We start from the raw sequence: 16,221 nt of genomic DNA on the forward strand, positions 1-16,221 counted from the left end.
TGAATATGAAAAATTTATTTTTATTTGTCTTAGCGGCATTTTTTGTTGGATGTGCTAACAGCACTCCAAATATCTCGGTCAAAACGAGTGAGCCTATATTTTTTACGCTTAATGAAGCAAATAAAAGCGTTTATGTAAATTTTAAAAATAGTGCGACCGGGCAAGATGTAAATGCTGAAATTTTAAGCGAATTTGCAAAGGCTGGCTTTAGAAACGAACCAAATATCAAAAATGCCGACTTCATCATCCTTGGCGATGTGCAAAGCTTTTCTAGGATAATCAAAAGAGATCCTAGATTTTCGATGGGAATGGGATATGGCTTTGGTAGACCAAGCTTTGGCTTTGGCTACTCGATGTTTTTCCCATTTGGCTATTACGATGATGATGACTTTAGTACAAATAGCTACACTTATCACATGCAAGTAAGCGTGCTAGTGCGTCTAAAAAATGGTGGCGAAAAGGCGACAAATATCTCGCTTATGCAAGCTGGTAATGTCTATTCGCCAAGCTATATCTGGCCGTTTTTTAAAGAACGCCTAGCAAAACAGATCGTTAGCTTTTTTTATAACGTCTCGCAAAAATAGGAGAAATTAGCAAATTTAAAAGGATTTAAATGCTAGTTGATGGAAGCTATGAAATTTCATCTTGTGATGATATTGAACTTGGTATAAAAAGAAGCTCTCCTCTCTCCTTTTATTCCTGTTATGACGATGCCAAGGATGCAAAAGCCCTTTTGGTGATTATCCCTGGGCTTGGAGAAGACTCTGACCTTGGATATAGAGCTAATCTTATTCGGACTATGGCAGAGACTTATGATGTTGCATGCATTAGTGTGGATTATCACTGCATAGGCAACCGCCCACAGCTTGGGGCGAAATTTGGGCTTGATGATATAGATCGATCAATATTAATAAGGGAGCTAGCAAAGATTGGTATAACATTACCTATTGATTTAAAAATAGTTAATAATTATGATAAAACTTGTGTTTTGCTTAAAAGCCTTAGCGAAGAGATTACTATGCAAAAAGAGAGTGGAGTCTTGCCATGTGATTTTAGCTTAGATATTAGCATGACTATGATGCCAATAAAAAACGAATATCAAAATTTTGGTCTTATGCAAGCACTAGACGTGCTAAATGCTCTACTTTATACAAAAAAATATATAAATAATGGTAAGTTTGAGTATCTACCAGTCATAATGGTAGGTAGCTCACATGGTGGATATTTGGCACACATGTGTGCTAAGATTGCTCCATGGCTAGTTGATGCCGTGATAGATAATAGCTCTTATGCTATATTTTTGTGGCGACTTATTGGTTTTGGTAAAGAGATTGACTTTACTAGATTTGCTGGCTGTGGCACCAGAGTTTTATATAAAAATTTAAATCTTTACTTCTGTGATAAAACTTATTGGACTCTTAATAAAAGTTCACCGTATTATTTTAGTGACGCAAGAAAGGAAATAAGAAACATCCTAAATTTAGATCATTTAAATGTTCAAAGCAGCTATAAAAAGCCAATTTACGTGAGCTATCACTGTATTTGCGATAAAGAAATAGCTCCAGCAAAGGATAAAATCGAGCTCTACGAGGCTCTTAAGAAGCTTAAATTTAATGCAACATTACATATGATAAAAGATGAGAGTGAGGTTGATGGCAAATTTATAAAGTCTCTAACGCATGGAATGGGGATGTCTTATAAACTACTTTTACAAAAAGAGCTTCCCAGTATGATGGAGAAAATTTTATCTCAAAAAAACAAAAAGAGCAGCAAGAGTATTGAGTATAAATGCGGCGATACGATCTATAAATTTAGTGAAGTCTTAGATCAAATAAATCTTGAAATTTTAGATATTGCTTAGTATTTAACTAGGCCCATAAAGACCTAGTTTTTATCAGTCATTATCTATCTCAAAGTCGTAAAATTCGCTTTCATACTCAACATTTCCTATTTTGCTGTATTGTATAAGAGCTGCTTTTATATTATCTATCTGCTGATACATTAGGCCAAGAGCTATTCTATTTTCGATAGCACTAGCATCATTTAGTTTTGTTAGCTCTAAAAGTGCGATTGCGTTTGATACTTTTCCAGCTCCTATCGCGGCCACAGATGCTAAAAACAATGTGCTAGCGTCATTTACTTTAAACTCATCGATTGCCTGATTATAAAGTTTATAGCTTTCATCAAAGTCGTTTGTAAAGATATCGACATAGGCCAGAGTTTGGATTAAATTTATATTCTTTGGAGTATTTTTTAGCTCAGCTCTTAACTTATCACGCTCTCTTGTAAGTAAACCTGAAATTTGAAGTAGCTTGATGTATTGCTTTTTGATGATGTCAGCGCCGTGATAGAAAGCGTTTGAATCAAGCTGCTTGCCATTAAAGTGAATTTGTATCGCTTTTGCATACTCTTTGACATTTTGCTCTTTGTTTTTAGAAATGAAATTTAAGATATTTGCAATAATATCATTTGGCAAAATTTTTAGTAGCTCATCAGCTTTTTTTACCATTAGCTCATCATTGTTTGTTGTTTTTGCGATGATGATATCAAAGGCTAAATTTAGCATTGTCTGCTCTTTTGGCTCTTCAAGCCATCTTATCATCGCACTTTGGTTGCCGCTAACCAGGCTTAGAAGCGAGGCATATAAATTTACAGGCTTTAAACTCTTATCGTTTTCTAAATTTTCACCGATCTCCTCGATGAGTTTTGGATTTAAATTTCTATTTATATCTAGACAAATCGCCCCAAAAATACCTGCAAGATGGTTATTTACGTCCTGGTGATAGCTTGCTATGAAGTGCTTTGCAGCAAGGCTAAAATTTCCAAGCTGAGCGTAGCTTAGAGCAAGGTTGTATTGCAAGATAGAGTGATTTGGATAAGTACTAGCTAGCTCTTCAAACTCTTTATTTGCTTCTTTTAAGCGGTAGCTTAGTGCTTTTGCAATAGCTTCGCTAAGTTTTGCATTTACTTTTGAAGCAGCTGCACTTTGGCTAAGATAGTCATTTGCTGCTGATGTATCGTCTAAAAAGACGCTAACACCGCCTTTTCTTATCTGCTCGATGCTCTGTTTTGCATCAAAGACCTTGTAAGGCGCGAAGTAAAAAAGCGTCTCATAGCGCCTTGTTCTATCAAAAAACATATCATCGCTAAAGTGTGCCTGAGCTAGGCTGACATCAAAAAGATCAGGCTTTAGTATCGTTTTTATCTTGTAAATTTTGCTTGGCAAAAAAGCATTGTAGTCGTAAACATCTTTGATAAATGCAGCTGCGTCGCCGTAGTCAGCAGTTTTTAGATCAATTAGCGCCTCAGTCATCTTGATAAGATCGATATTTGGCGTATTTTTAGAAGCTTTTGTTAAATAATCCCTTGCCTTGTCATATTTGCCAAGTCTTGCGTAAAGTTGAGCTAGCGTGAAGTCGGCCTTAAATGCTTTTTGGCTCTCAAGTTTGGCTATTGCTCTTTCATCATCTCCAAGAAGTGATAAAATTTTTGCACTTAAATATGCATATTCGTTTTTATAATCTGCAGTATTTGGATGAGAAAGTGCTTGAAGTGCCTCGTAATAGTTGCCTTTATAGTAGTTTATAAGCGCGTAGTAATAGCTATAAAGTGGCGAGTTGTTTTCATACTGCAAAAATGAGTCAGCAAGTCCTATATAGTAGTTAAAATTTTTAGTGTTATTTAGCTCAAGTGAGCAAACGGCAGCATTTATGGCGCTAACTGCTGTGTTTTCTCTATCGGTTATAGCTTTGTTAAAAGATACGATCGCCTCATCACATCTTTCTTGTTTCATCTGCGAAACACCGAGGTTGTAGTTTGAGAGAGACTGGTTATAAACAGCTACGTTTTCATAAATTTTTAGAGCCTCAAATTTATTGCCACGCTCATAAAGCTGATTGGCTTTATTTATCATTTCATCGATCTTTGAAGCGCCAAAATTTTGCGTTTGGTAGTTATTTTCTATATTTTTTACGATACTTGCAGTATCTATGTTCTCTTTTTTGTCTTTCTTTAGCAAGATAACTAGCAAAACCACTATCAAGATGATAAGTACTAGAGCGACCATACCTGCTATTATAAAGAGCTTTTTATTGCTCTTTTTTACAGGGATTGGCTCTGGGATGCTCTCATCTTGTAGCACACCTTCACTTGCGATACTCTCAAGTGAGACGATCTCTTCAGGCGCTTCGGCTTTTGCCTCTTCAGGCGCTTGCTCTGCTTGCTCGCCAGGTGGTTTTAAAACTACAACCTCTTCTTCAGCCACTACATATACCTTTTAAGAACTTCTGGAATTTCGATAGTACCATCTGCCTTTTGATAGTTTTCCATAATGGCAATAAGAGTCCTACCCACAGCTAGACTTGAGCCATTTAGCGTATTTACAAGCATATTTTTCTTGCCATCTTTAAAGCGAATTTTTGCACGCCTTGCTTGAAAATCACGAGTGTTGGAAATAGAGCTAATCTCTCTATATTTACCTTGACCAGGCAACCAAACCTCAAGGTCTATCGTCTTTGCCGCGCTAAAGCCTAGGTCACCACTGCAAAGAAGCATATGGCGGTGAGGAAGCCCAAGGCTAGTTAGTAGATCGCTCGCACACGCTACCATTTCATTTAGCACGTCTTCGCTTTGATCAGGTCTTGTGATACTTACTAGCTCGACCTTTTCAAACTGGTGCTGGCGGATCATACCTCTAGTGTCACGTCCTGCTGAGCCTGCCTCTTGGCGGAAGCATGCTGAGTAGCAAGTCATCTTTATAGGTAACTGCTCAGCTTCAATGATCGTGTCATTGTATAGATTTGTCACAGGCACTTCGCTAGTTGGGATGAGGTAAAGATCCTCATTGCGCACTTTGTAAAGATCATCTTCAAATTTTGGAAGCTGACCGGTGCCAAAAAGCGTGTTCGAGTTTACAAGATACGGCACATTTACAAGCTCAAATCCACGAGCACTGTTAAAATCGATCATGTAGTTTACAAGTGCTCTACTTAGCCTTGCTCCCATACCACGAAGCACGGTAAAGCGTGATCCAGAGAGTTTTGCACCTCTTTCAAAGTCAAGCCAACCAAGACTCTCGCCTAGTTCCCAGTGTTCTTTTGGACTAAAGTCAAATTTACGTGGCTCAAGCACCGTTTTGATGCAGACATTGTCATCTTCGTCTTTGCCAAAAGGTACGTCATCATCGGTGATATTTGGCACATTAAATGAAATTTGCTCTAATTTTTCTTCGTAGCTTTTTACAATATTTTCAGCGTCAGCAAGGGCGGTTTTATTTAAATTTAGCTCATTTTTAAGCTCGCTTACATCTTCGCCAGCTCTTGCCTTTATGCCAAGCTCTTTGCTCTTTGCGTTTTGGATCGCTTGGAAATTTTCAAGTGCTTTACGTTTTTGTTTTAGCTCGTTAAAAGTTTGTAAAAGCTCGTCAAGTAGCCCAGCTTTTACATTTTTGCCCTCAAGCTTTTTTACAAATTCATCGTAATTTGTCTCGAGTAGTTTTAAATTTATCATCCTATATCCTTAAACCATAAACATAACTTTTGCAAAAAGTACGATAAAAACTGCCGCTGTTAGCGCAAATGGATGTATGTTGCCAAGTGGGCTAGGGCGTTTAAATATAAATTTGCAGCTCAAATTTGTTATAACTGCAGCTACGATTAGCATCGCTAAGAAAAATTTGATCATAAAAATGATTTGTAAATTTGTCTCAAAGTAGCCTCCAGCCTTTGATCCGACCCAGTTACTCATCATCATGCCTCCAGTTAATACCAAAAGCAAGATACAAAGTGGCATTATCTTAATAGCAACTGAACCGATAGCTTGTTTTGCCTTTTGAGCAAGCTCAGGTGGCATTTTTTTACAAGCTGCCTTAAAAATGATTACATCAAAAAAGAGGTAACCAACAAAGATGATTGCACAGAAAAGATGAACTATCTGTGCGTATGGATATAAATTTTGCATATTTTTCCTTTATTAATAAATTCCGACTGCTTCACGAACTTTTTTTATTGTTGTTTGAGCAACATTACTTGCCTTTTTGGCTCCTATTTCTAAAATTCCAGACACTTCGCCAGGATTATTTTGATAATGCTCAAATTTCTCTCTCGCATCTTTAAAATAGTCCCAAATAAGCTCATTTAGATAAGCTTTAAAGTGCCCATGACCCTCGCCACCACGCTCATATCTAGCTTGAAGCTCTTTTTGCCCACTCTCGTCTAAGAAAAGTTTGGCTATATTATATACGTTGCAGTTTTGCCACTGCTTTGGCTCTTCAAGTGGCGTGCCGTCTGTCACGATGCTAGAAATTTGCTTTTTAAGCGTTTTGGCATCGGCAAAGATGTCGATTGTATTGCCATAGCTTTTGCTCATCTTTTCACCGTTTGTGCCAGGCACGGTGGCAACATTTTCATCGATCTTCGCCTCAGGCAATGTAAAAATTTCTCCATGTTCGTTGTTAAATTTTATCGCAATATCACGTGCGATTTCTACGTGCTGGATCTGGTCTTTGCCCACGGGTACGATCTGCGCATTATAAAGCAAAATGTCAGCTGCCATCAAAACTGGATAGCTAAAGAGTCCGTGGTGCGAGCTAAGACCTTTTGCGACTTTATCTTTGTAACTATGCGCGCGCTCAAGTAGGCCCATAGGCGTGTGCTGACTTAGTACCCAGTAAAGCTCAAGCACGTCTTTAACGTCACTTTGCACCCAAAATATGCTTTTGTTTGGATCGATCCCAAGTGCCAAAAACGCACACGCAGCCTCAAAAGTATTTTGCTTTAGGGCTCTGGCCTCGCTAAGGCTCGTCATCGCGTGGTAGTTTGCTATAAACATAAACATCTCATTTTGCTCTTGCATATCAACCATCTGCTTTATCGAGGCAAAGTAGTTGCCAAGGTGTAGTTTGCCGGAGGGTTGGAGGCCGGTTAATACTCTCATCTTATCCTTTCAAATTTTGGCTTTTTCTCGTGAACGCTTTTGATAGAGATTTGAAATTTTAAGCTTTCGGCAGACTATGTGTCTAGCCTCGGCTTAAAATTTCTACACAACTCTCGTCGCTTTAGCGTTGCGAACAAAGAGAAGCAAAAAATCATCTCACGATACTTCGCCAAAAATACTTTTTAAATTTTAACGTTACATTAGAGTTTTTGTATCTAATCTAATCTTAAAATTTAGCTTAGCAGGCTAAATGCCTAGCTTTGATTAAAATTTGACTGCGCAGTATTTAAATTCTCCTCAAACATTTTGCCAAAATTTCTAACTACAAAACGTTAAATTTAGCTCAAACATTTCAAATTTTAACACCACGCGAGATAGCCATCTAGCCTGATCTTAAAATTTATCGTTGCAAGCGGGCCTTACCACTTTACAATTAAATTTTTAAAAGCATCCTTATCTCTTTTACGATTTGCTTTGGAGTTTTGCCCTCGACTTCGACGATGTAATCAGCCTTTTTCTCATAAAGCTCCTCTCGCTCCAGATGTAACGCCTCAGCTCTTTTTAGATCACTTAAAAGCGGACGTTTAGCGAGTTTTTTCTCGCTATTTTTGCTATTTTTTAGCCTTTGCATGATCGCATCAAAACTAGCTTTTAGATAGATCACGGTGCCAATTTTCTTTAAATTTTTAACCTTCGCAAAGCCTCCGCCAGTTGAGATGATTGCATTTTTGACATTTGTTGCTAGAAATTTAGCCAGATCCTTTTCAAGCTGCCTAAAATGCTCCTCTCCGTACTCTTCAAAGATAGCCTTTATCTTCATGTTTTGTGAGCTCTCCAGTAGGTCGTCGCAGTCAAGGTTCATTGTCTTTAACGCCTTGCTTAACGCCCTTGCAGTCGTGCCCTTGCCAACGCCCATAAATCCTATCAAAACGATATTATTATTCTTTGTTTTCATCGCTCTCTCCACGTTTTTTAGGGATTAGCACGATAGGCACGCCAGCTAGGCTAAAGCTCTCTCTAAGCTTGTTTGTTAGGTAGCGTTTGTAGCTAAAGTGCAAGCATTTTGGGCGGTTCATTATGAGCGCTATCATGATAGGTGCTGTCTTAAACTGCACTGCGTAGTAAATTTTCACAACTCTGCCTTTATCTCGTGGCAGAGGGTGTGCCTTGGTCGCTTCGCCGATCACCTCATTTAGCTTTGAAGTTTGGATTTTTTGAGTGTAGTTTTTATAAATTTCAACTATTAGCGGATAAATTTTATGTACTCTTTTGCCACCAAGTGCCGAGACGCTAATTATCGGCGCATATGCTAAGAATTTAAACCTATCTTTTATCTCCTTGCAAAGCTCGTCAAATTCTTCGCTACTTTTGTCCCATTTGTTTAGCACGATGATGACGCCAAGCTCAAATTTCGAAGCGATGCCAGCGATACGCTCATCAAGCTCAGTTAGTGGCTCAGAGCTATCAAGTACGAGTAGAGCTACGTCTGTCTCTTCTAAAATTTTCTCAGTTCTATTTAGCGCGTATCTCTCGATGCCTTCGATCTTGCCACGCTTTCTAATACCTGCAGTATCAACAAACTCAAAAACTCTGCCATCATGCTCGTAAATTTCATTGACTGGGTCGATCGTAGTGCCTGCCACGTCGCTAACGACAGCGCGACTCTCTTTTACAAGAGCGTTTAGAAGTGAGCTTTTGCCGACATTTACGCGGCCTATGATGCCCACTCTTATGTTTTTGTTCTCATAGTCTATCTCGTCGCTTAGCTCGCCCTCGTCGTTATAGTTTTCTAAAAAATCCTCAAAATCTTCACTCGTGTCAGCCTTTATCTGCACTTTATCTTCTATGTGCTTTGCTAGCCACATGCTAAGCTCATCAACGCCAGTGTTGTGGCTTACTGAAATTCCAAAGGTGTTTTTCGCGCCAAAGCTTATAAATTCCCACTCCCTTTGCTCATCTTTTTTGCTGTCGATTTTGTTGATGACTAGAGCGATTGGTAAATTTAGCTTGTTAAGCTCGTAAAAAATGGCTCTATCCTCGTCATCTGGCATCCTTTTGCCATCGACCATATACAAGATAACGTCTGAATTTCTAGCCTCTGCTAAGGTCTTTGCTTTTACGTTTTTAAAAAGCTCGCTACTATCATCAAGGCCACCGCTGTCGATTAAAATGCACTCTTTGCCCTCAACCTCGATCTTAGCTTTGTTCGTATCTCTTGTCGTGCCGCTAACATCGCTTGTTATAGCGATACGACGACCAGCTAAGCGGTTAAAAAGTGAGCTTTTGCCGACATTTGGCTTGCCTACTAATATTACTTTTTGCAAATTTTGTCCTTTTCGTGATGGCTGATTATACAAATTTTTCTCTTATATAAAGTATAAAAATTTGCTTAAAAGCGCCAAAATAAAAGAAAAAATCAACCAAAATTTAAGCCACTTTTCATTAAAATGGCTACTTTAATTTTAAAGGTCATGTGATGTTAAAAAGGTTTTATATTTCGCATCTTGGCATTTTTTATATGCTCTTTGCTTGCTTTATGTTTGCTGTTACTGGCGCATTTGCAAAGTATCTTAGCAAGGATATGCCATCTATCGAAGTTGTATTTTTTAGAAATTTAATAGGCCTTTTTATCGTCATTTATGCCATTTATAGATTTCCATTTAAGCAAGCTGGTGGACACTTTTTTTTGTTAATGTTTCGTGGCTTTGTCGGCACGGTCGCACTTTTTGCTTTTTTTTACAATGTCGCTCATGTAAATTTGGCCACAGCCTTTACATTTCAAAAGACAAATCCAATCTTTACAGCCATCCTCGCAGCCTTTATTTTCAAAGAGCGTCTAAGCTCACTTGGCTGGTTTGCTGTATTTTTGGGATTTGGTGGAATTTTGCTTGTTATCCAGCCAAATTTAGGCATAAGCAAGACTGATATTATCGGTGTTTGGAGCGGCCTTGGTGCGGCGATCGCATACACAAGCGTAAAGGAGCTAAACAAGAGTTACGGTACAAATGTTATCGTGCTAAGTTTTATGCTTTGGGGCTCGTTTTTGCCACTTATTTGCATGGGTTTGGCAGAATTTTTCACCTACGAGCCACTTGATTTTTTATTTTCAAAATTTAGCATGCCAAGCTGGTATAACGTTGTTTTTATCTTGCTAATGGGGCTTAGTGGATATTTTTTTCAGTCGTACATGACAAAGGCGTTCGCTGTTGGTAAAAAGGCTGGAGTGATCGCTGCAGTTAGCTACGCGGATGTTATTTTTACACTTATTATTGGCTATTTTATGGGCGATGCGTTACCAAATCACCTAGCGCTTGTAGGCATCATACTTGTCGTGGTTAGTGGAATTTTAGTTGTTAGAGAAAAATAAAGGAGAAAAAATGATATTAATAGCAGGGCCTTGCGTCATCGAGAGCGAACAGCTCGTTTTTGACGTGGCAAAAAGGCTGGTTAAATTTAACGAAGATAAGCGGATAGATTTTTATTTCAAATCAAGCTTTGACAAGGCAAATCGCACGAGCATAAGCTCATTTCGCGGGCCCGGACTTGAAAAAGGGTGCGAAATTTTAGCCAAGGTAAAAAAGGAATTCGGTTTTAAAATTTTAACCGATATCCACGAGAGTTATCAGGCTGGGCCTGTTGGCGAAGTGGCCGACGTGCTGCAAATCCCAGCGTTTTTGTGCCGCCAGACCGATCTGCTCGTGGCTGCGGCTAAGACAAAAGCCGTGGTAAATATCAAAAAAGGGCAGTTTTTAGCGGCGTCAGCTATGAAGCATTCTGTTAAAAAAGTGCTAGAAACGCGCGGCGTGAGCGGCGATGGATACGAGGTTGCTAAGCAAAACGGAGTGTGGCTAACGGAGCGTGGAAGTACCTTTGGCTACGGAAATTTAGTCGTAGATATGCGAAATTTGGTGCTCATGCGCGAATACGCGCCCGTGATTTTCGACGCTACTCACAGCGTACAAATGCCAAGCGCTCTTGGCGAAAAAAGCGGCGGGGACGCGAGATTCGTGCCTTATCTAGCGCGAGCTGCGGCAGCTGCCGGCGTGGATGGATTTTTTTACGAGACGCACGTAAATCCTTGCGAGGCGCTTTGCGACGGGCCGAATATGTTAAATTTGGACGAGCTAAACGCAAATATCGCTCAAATTTTTAAGATAAAAGACGCCTTAGGCGATGCAAACTAAGGGCTTTTTGTGGGTGCTAGGCGGCGCGGTCGCCGAGTGCGGCTGGGCGTATGGGCTAAAACAGGCCCAAGATGCCGTAGGATTCGCGCTTACTGCCGCGTTAGTCTGCGTTAGCTTCGTATCGTTTATGAAGGCTATGAAATACTTGCCCGTTAGCGTTGCATATACCGTATTTGTGGGATTTGGAGCGTTTTTTATCGTGGTCGCCGAAAGCGTTAGCGAATACAGCTCAAGCGGCCAGACGCCAGATCTCTTGCGGCTATTTTTCATAGCGACGCTGATCGCGGGCGTGCTGGGGTTAAAAAGGCTAAAATCTTGACGCATGTTTTGGCTCTTTTGGCGGCCGGGTGTTGCGAAGTCTCGGGCGTATTTTTTCTAACCAAATTTCAAAAAAGCTTCGGCGTGAAAAAGGCGGCGAATTTTTTGATTTTAGTTGCAAATTTTGCCATTTCGCTCTGGCTTTTGGGCTACGCGATGCAGGCGATGGCGATGTCTGTGGCTTACGCGATTTGGACCGGTATCGGAGCGGTCGGGGCCGTGGGCGTCGGAGTGATTTTTAACGGCGAAAAAATGAGCGCGCAAAAGGCGTTTTATCTATCGCTAATAACGCTAAGCGCGGTAATGTTAAAAATAATCTAAGGGACAAATTTGGAGGTAGTAGAGCAGGTCACGTCGCGAGATAAATCCATCGTAAAAACAGGCCTCATAGGCATAGTGACAAATGCCATTTTAGCGGCTATGAAGGCGGTAGTGGGCTTTGCTAGTGGCTCGATCGCTATCATTTTAGATGCGGTAAATAACCTAAGCGACGCTCTCTCGTCGGTCATTACCATTGTCGGCATAAAAATAGCCGGGAAAAGCCCTGACAAGGAGCATCCATTTGGCTACGGCAGAGTGGAGTACCTAACGGCTATCGTTATAGGCGTGATCATACTTTATACAGGCGGCACGTCCGTGGTCGAGTCGGCCAAAAAGATCATCTCGCCAAGCACCCCAAACTACGACACTGTCTTGCTCGCACTGATAGCCATTTTGGTAGCAGTCAAATTTGCACTTGGGCTTTACACACAAAAAGTCGGTCAAAAGGTAAATTCTGACTCGCTCATAGCAAGCGGAGTGGAGGCAAAATTTGACGCTCTCATCTCGCTTGGTACGCTTTTGGCGGCTTTGGTTTTTGTATTTTTTGGCGTTAGCCTTGAGGCATATCTTGGTGTGATCATATCGCTACTTCTTATCAAGGCGGCACTTGAAATTTTACGTGACGCGATAGATAAAATTTTAGGCGCAAGGATGCCTAGTGGCGATAGCTCGGAAATTTATCAGTGTGTACGCTCGTTTGATGGCGTGCTTGGGGCGTATGACCTTATCTTTAACGACTACGGCCCAGACAAGAAGCTAGGTAGCGTGCATATAGAGGTGGCGTACGATATGAACGCTGCGCAGATAGACGCACTTACTAGACGTATACAAAACGAAGTTTTTGCGAAATTTAACATAGTTTTAGATACCATTGGCATCTATGCGTTTGATAAAGAGGACAACGCAACAAGGCTAAACGTCGAAAAGATAGTTTTTGGACATAAATTTATCAAGTAAATGCATGGATTTTACATAAATAAAGAGACAAATACGATCACGTTTGATATCATCATAGACTTTAACGCGCCAGATAGCTCGGCGCTCTACCGCGAAATTTTATCGCAAGTAAGTAGCGCCTACCCTAGCTACAAGGTCATCATCACGCGTGACACGGACTACAACGGATAGAAATTTAAGGAGCAGACATGAAAATAATCGAAGGAAATTTGGCTTTAAAAGGCGGCGAGAAGGTCGCCATAGTAGGTGCTAGATTTAACCACATCATTACCGATAGGCTGGTAGAGGGCGCGAGGGACGCGTTTTTGCGCCACGGCGGAGACGAGGTGAATTTGAGCCTCATTTTGGTGCCGGGCGCGTTTGAGATACCGATGGCACTTGAAAAGGCTCTGGCTAGCGGCAAATTTGACGCCGTTTGCTGCGTGGGAGCAGTGATCCGCGGCTCTACGCCTCACTTTGACTACGTGAGCGCCGAGACGACCAAGGGCATCGCAAACGTCACGCTAAAATACGGCAAACCGGTGACCTTTGGCGTGCTAACGGTAGATAGCATCGAGCAGGCCATCGAGAGAGCGGGCTCAAAGGCCGGAAACAAGGGCTTTGAGGCGATGACGGGCGTGATCGAGATGCTAAATTTGTATAAAAATTTGGAGGCGTAAAATGGCGACTCGTCATCAGGTCAGGCAGGCTGTCGTTTCGCTACTATACTCAAACGAGATAAATCCGGTAACTGCTACATTTGAAGAGGAATTTTTGGAAGAAAAAAAGATAAGAAACGAGCGAAAATATGAGGCGCAGCAGACCTTTAAAGAGGTGCTCGCAAATAAAGAAAAACTAGATGAAATTTTAAAGCCATATCTAAAAGACGGCGATTTTAGCAAGGTTGGTGCAACCGAACTAGCCATCCTTAGACTTGGGCTTTATGAAATGAAATTTAGCCAAACTGATAAAGCAGTTATCATAAACGAAGCGATCGAGCTTGCGAAAGAACTTGGAAGTGATCAGGCACCAAAATTTATAAATGGCGTACTTGATAAGCTAAAGGGCGATCTGTGAGGCTCTGTGTTGCACTTGATATGGCTAGTCGTGAAGAGAATTTAGCCCTTGTTCGCGAGCTAAAAGGGCTTGATCTTTGGCTAAAAGTGGGACTTAGAAGCTATCTTAGGGATGGGGCAAAATTTATAGAAGAGCTAAAAGGGATTGAAGGTTTTAAAATTTTTCTTGATCTAAAACTTTATGACATACCAAATACGATGGCAGACGCGGCTGAAGTCGTATCAAAAATCGGCGTAGATATGATAAATGTGCATGCTAGTGCTGGCGAGCGTGCGATGAAGACAGTTATAGATAGGCTAGCTGGTCTTGGCAACCGTCCTTTAGTGCTCGCAGTGTCGGCACTTACTAGTTTTAACGAGAGTGAATTTGAAATGGTTTATAACGATACGCTTGCTCGCTCAGTTAGAAAATTTAGCCGGATGAGCTTTAAGTCAGGGCTTGATGGAATGGTCTGCTCTGTTTTTGAAAGCAAGCTCATCAAAGATGTAACAAACGAGAAATTTATTACGCTTTGTCCTGGCGTTAGGCCTTTTGGCGAGAGCGCTGGAGATCAAAAAAGAGTAGCAAACTTAGTGAGTGCAAAGCAAGAGGGTAGCGACTTTATTGTCGTTGGCAGGCCGATCTATGAAAATGCAAATCCAAGAGAAATTTGTGAACGAATTTTGGAGCAAATTTAATATTTGAGTTTGTCTAAAGTTGTTTTAATCAAAGCTTCTATATTAAAATTTTTACAAAATATTGAGTGAAGACGACATCAAAGCGAAGTGGAGAGCTAAATTTGAGTGATTTTAAGAAAATCCCCTATGTCGGCGAAGCGACGCAGGCCGATCTGCTGGCACTCGGCTACACAGACATTGCTTCGTTAAAGGGCGCGGATCCGGACGAGATGTTTGAGCGCACAAAGGCGCTCGGACGCGGCAGTGATAGGTGTATCCTCTATGTTTACCGTATGGTTTGCTACTATGCAAATACGTCGCACCCAGACAAAGCCAAGCTAAAATGGTGGCTTTGGAAGGATTAAATTTAGAAATTTGACTTGCGGCGAGTCGTTTAAATTTGAGTAGTTTGTTCGGCTATTTTTCTACGGGAGAGTGGTAGGCGCGAAAATGCAAATTTAAGCAAGATATCAGCAGTATTCAATTATAATGCGATTTCTTTTTTATGGACAGATGGGTGAGCGGCTGAAACCACACCCCTGCTAAGGGTGCAGCTCTTAATCGGGGCTCGAGGGTTCAAATCCCTCTCTGTCCGCCACAAATCCCTAAATTACGGCATTTAACAACAAATTTATAAAATAAAAAAATCCCTATGACGACCCAAATTAATAAATTGAAATATCTCGCTTAAAATCTTTTAAGTTTGAATTAAGATAATTTACATATACATCGTAAATCATTTTAGGAGTGGAATGGCCCAAGAGCTTTGATAACTCTACTGGAGTAACATAGTTACCATAAAGCATAGAAGTAGCATAAGTATGACGCATATTGTAAAGTCGCCTATATGGCAAATTTAATTCATATAATATAGGCTTCCAAAAATCAGAAGTAAAAACACCAGTATCTCTATAAGGTTCATTATATTGCGTTTGTAAAAGATAAATATTGTCTTGATAGTTCTCAATATATTTTTTAAGCTTACTATACAAATTATCCAAGATAGGTATAGTTCTAATTGAATAAATTGTTTTAGGTGTATTCTCGCCAAACCTGGAGCGAGTAGAATTAATATTTATAACCCTATTTTCTAAATCAACATCTTTCATCTTTAAGGATAATATCTCGCCAGTCCGCATGCCAGTAAAAAAACCAATATATAAAAAAATTTGAAATCTATCGTTATATCTAGTAGATAATCTTAAAATATCATTTACCTGCTGGCTAGTAAAAGGCTCAATTCTTGGTGTTTTATGGACTATGCTTTTAATATGTATAATAGGATTTTTATCAATTATTTCATCTTCTAGAGCAAGCTTTAAGATCATTGATAAAGAGTTCAAATAATGTTTTTTACTTTTATTAGAAACGTCTTGTATAGAATTAAGCCATAAACGAATAACACTAGGCTTTATTTCGTAAATATCTAAATCAAAGAAAACATTTAACCTATTTTTTACAATGCCTTTATTCTTGCAATACGTCGATAATTTCCACTCAGACTTACCGAGCTTAAGATATAAATCGGCATAGTATTTAAATTTAACATTTAGTGTCATTAAATATGCTCAAAACTATCATAATCAAATTTTTTAGCAAAGGCTTCAAGAAGATCATCAAAACTAGAAAAATCACATAACCCATATTTAGAAAAAGAATAATAAGTTTCAAAAAAGGTAGTATCAAATTCTTCATAATTATATAAATGAAATTCTTCTACAGAAATACCTAAATCTAATTGTGGAAAATAACAACAAGGATAGTGAGAACAATCAACTAATAATTTTTTCATAATA

The 16,221-nt window shown here is 39.8% G+C and carries 20 protein-coding genes and 1 tRNA gene; 13 read left to right on the forward strand and 8 right to left on the reverse strand.

Annotated elements, in window-relative coordinates; translation table 11 throughout:
* Window positions 1-5: 5 nt before the first annotated feature.
* Window positions 6-584: a hypothetical protein gene (locus CCON33237_RS01855; protein WP_054196146.1), complete on the forward strand. Its 579-nt coding sequence runs from the start codon at window positions 6-8 to the stop codon at window positions 582-584.
* 29 nt (window positions 585-613) lie between these two features.
* On the forward strand, window positions 614-1,861 hold the full coding sequence (locus CCON33237_RS01860) for a DUF2920 family protein (RefSeq protein WP_054196147.1): 1,248 nt from the start codon (window positions 614-616) through the stop codon (window positions 1,859-1,861).
* 33 nt (window positions 1,862-1,894) lie between these two features.
* On the opposite strand, the gene CCON33237_RS01865 is transcribed toward CCON33237_RS01860, so the two are convergent.
* From CCON33237_RS01865 to der, 6 genes are all read right to left on the reverse strand, one after another.
* A complete protein-coding gene (locus CCON33237_RS01865) occupies window positions 1,895-4,264 on the reverse strand; it encodes a tetratricopeptide repeat protein (protein ID WP_054196148.1) in 2,370 nt (789 codons plus the stop codon).
* A complete protein-coding gene (serS, locus tag CCON33237_RS01870) occupies window positions 4,264-5,508 on the reverse strand; it encodes a serine--tRNA ligase (protein WP_054196149.1) in 1,245 nt (414 codons plus the stop codon). Before serS ends, CCON33237_RS01865 begins: the two co-directional genes overlap by 1 nt.
* A gap of 9 nt (window positions 5,509-5,517) precedes the next feature.
* A complete protein-coding gene (locus CCON33237_RS01875; RefSeq protein WP_021090475.1) occupies window positions 5,518-5,958 on the reverse strand; it encodes a hypothetical protein in 441 nt (146 codons plus the stop codon).
* A 12-nt stretch (window positions 5,959-5,970) separates the two neighbouring features.
* Window positions 5,971-6,933: a tryptophan--tRNA ligase gene (trpS, locus tag CCON33237_RS01880; RefSeq protein WP_054196150.1), complete on the reverse strand. Its 963-nt coding sequence runs from the start codon at window positions 6,931-6,933 to the stop codon at window positions 5,971-5,973.
* A 433-nt stretch (window positions 6,934-7,366) separates the two neighbouring features.
* Window positions 7,367-7,888 carry a shikimate kinase gene (locus tag CCON33237_RS01885; RefSeq protein WP_054196151.1) on the reverse strand — a complete coding sequence of 174 codons (522 nt, stop codon included), beginning with the start codon at window positions 7,886-7,888 and terminating at the stop codon, window positions 7,367-7,369.
* A complete protein-coding gene (gene der / locus CCON33237_RS01890) occupies window positions 7,872-9,257 on the reverse strand; it encodes a ribosome biogenesis GTPase Der (RefSeq protein ID WP_054196152.1) in 1,386 nt (461 codons plus the stop codon). Before der ends, CCON33237_RS01885 begins: the two co-directional genes overlap by 17 nt.
* A gap of 152 nt (window positions 9,258-9,409) precedes the next feature.
* Between der and CCON33237_RS01895 the strand changes: the two genes are divergently transcribed.
* From CCON33237_RS01895 to CCON33237_RS01940, 11 genes are all read left to right on the forward strand, one after another.
* Complete coding sequence (locus tag CCON33237_RS01895) at window positions 9,410-10,300, forward strand: DMT family transporter (RefSeq protein ID WP_054196153.1); 891 nt, start codon at window positions 9,410-9,412, stop codon at window positions 10,298-10,300.
* A 10-nt stretch (window positions 10,301-10,310) separates the two neighbouring features.
* Window positions 10,311-11,117 carry a 3-deoxy-8-phosphooctulonate synthase gene (gene kdsA / locus CCON33237_RS01900; RefSeq protein WP_054196154.1) on the forward strand — a complete coding sequence of 269 codons (807 nt, stop codon included), beginning with the start codon at window positions 10,311-10,313 and terminating at the stop codon, window positions 11,115-11,117.
* Complete coding sequence (locus CCON33237_RS01905) at window positions 11,107-11,436, forward strand: DMT family transporter (RefSeq protein ID WP_054196155.1); 330 nt, start codon at window positions 11,107-11,109, stop codon at window positions 11,434-11,436. The genes kdsA and CCON33237_RS01905 overlap by 11 nt, the downstream gene beginning before the upstream one ends.
* The gene (locus tag CCON33237_RS01910; protein WP_054196156.1) at window positions 11,433-11,756 is read left to right on the forward strand and encodes a DMT family transporter; all 324 of its coding nucleotides are present in this window, start codon (window positions 11,433-11,435) and stop codon (window positions 11,754-11,756) included. The genes CCON33237_RS01905 and CCON33237_RS01910 overlap by 4 nt, the downstream gene beginning before the upstream one ends.
* Window positions 11,757-11,765: 9 nt before the next feature.
* Complete coding sequence (locus CCON33237_RS01915) at window positions 11,766-12,713, forward strand: cation diffusion facilitator family transporter (protein ID WP_234402263.1); 948 nt, start codon at window positions 11,766-11,768, stop codon at window positions 12,711-12,713.
* Window positions 12,714-12,884, forward strand: a complete 171-nt coding sequence (locus CCON33237_RS09820) for a hypothetical protein (RefSeq protein WP_234402262.1) — start codon at window positions 12,714-12,716, stop codon at window positions 12,882-12,884.
* Window positions 12,885-12,901: 17 nt separating this feature from the next.
* Window positions 12,902-13,372: a 6,7-dimethyl-8-ribityllumazine synthase gene (gene ribH / locus CCON33237_RS01920; protein ID WP_054196157.1), complete on the forward strand. Its 471-nt coding sequence runs from the start codon at window positions 12,902-12,904 to the stop codon at window positions 13,370-13,372.
* A gap of 1 nt (window position 13,373) precedes the next feature.
* Window positions 13,374-13,769, forward strand: a complete 396-nt coding sequence (gene nusB / locus CCON33237_RS01925; protein ID WP_054196158.1) for a transcription antitermination factor NusB — start codon at window positions 13,374-13,376, stop codon at window positions 13,767-13,769.
* A complete protein-coding gene (gene pyrF, locus CCON33237_RS01930) occupies window positions 13,766-14,446 on the forward strand; it encodes an orotidine-5'-phosphate decarboxylase (RefSeq protein WP_054196159.1) in 681 nt (226 codons plus the stop codon). Before nusB ends, pyrF begins: the two co-directional genes overlap by 4 nt.
* Before the next feature lie 101 nt (window positions 14,447-14,547).
* Window positions 14,548-14,790 (forward strand): helix-hairpin-helix domain-containing protein, encoded by a 243-nt coding sequence (locus CCON33237_RS01935; protein ID WP_054197372.1) that lies wholly within the window; start codon window positions 14,548-14,550, stop codon window positions 14,788-14,790.
* A 142-nt stretch (window positions 14,791-14,932) separates the two neighbouring features.
* Window positions 14,933-15,023, forward strand: a tRNA-Ser gene (locus tag CCON33237_RS01940).
* Between the two features lie 67 nt (window positions 15,024-15,090).
* On the opposite strand, the gene CCON33237_RS01945 is transcribed toward CCON33237_RS01940, so the two are convergent.
* Together CCON33237_RS01945 and CCON33237_RS01950 are read right to left on the reverse strand one after the other, a co-directional pair.
* Window positions 15,091-15,984, reverse strand: coding sequence for a tyrosine-type recombinase/integrase (locus CCON33237_RS01945; protein ID WP_054196160.1), 894 nt, complete (start codon window positions 15,982-15,984; stop codon window positions 15,091-15,093).
* Window positions 15,984-16,217, reverse strand: a complete 234-nt coding sequence (locus CCON33237_RS01950; protein WP_054196161.1) for a hypothetical protein — start codon at window positions 16,215-16,217, stop codon at window positions 15,984-15,986. Before CCON33237_RS01950 ends, CCON33237_RS01945 begins: the two co-directional genes overlap by 1 nt.
* Between the last annotated feature and the right edge of the window lie 4 nt (window positions 16,218-16,221).

Origin of the sequence: Campylobacter concisus (genome assembly GCF_001298465.1) — a bacterium.
Taxonomy (GTDB): domain Bacteria; phylum Campylobacterota; class Campylobacteria; order Campylobacterales; family Campylobacteraceae; genus Campylobacter_A; species Campylobacter_A concisus.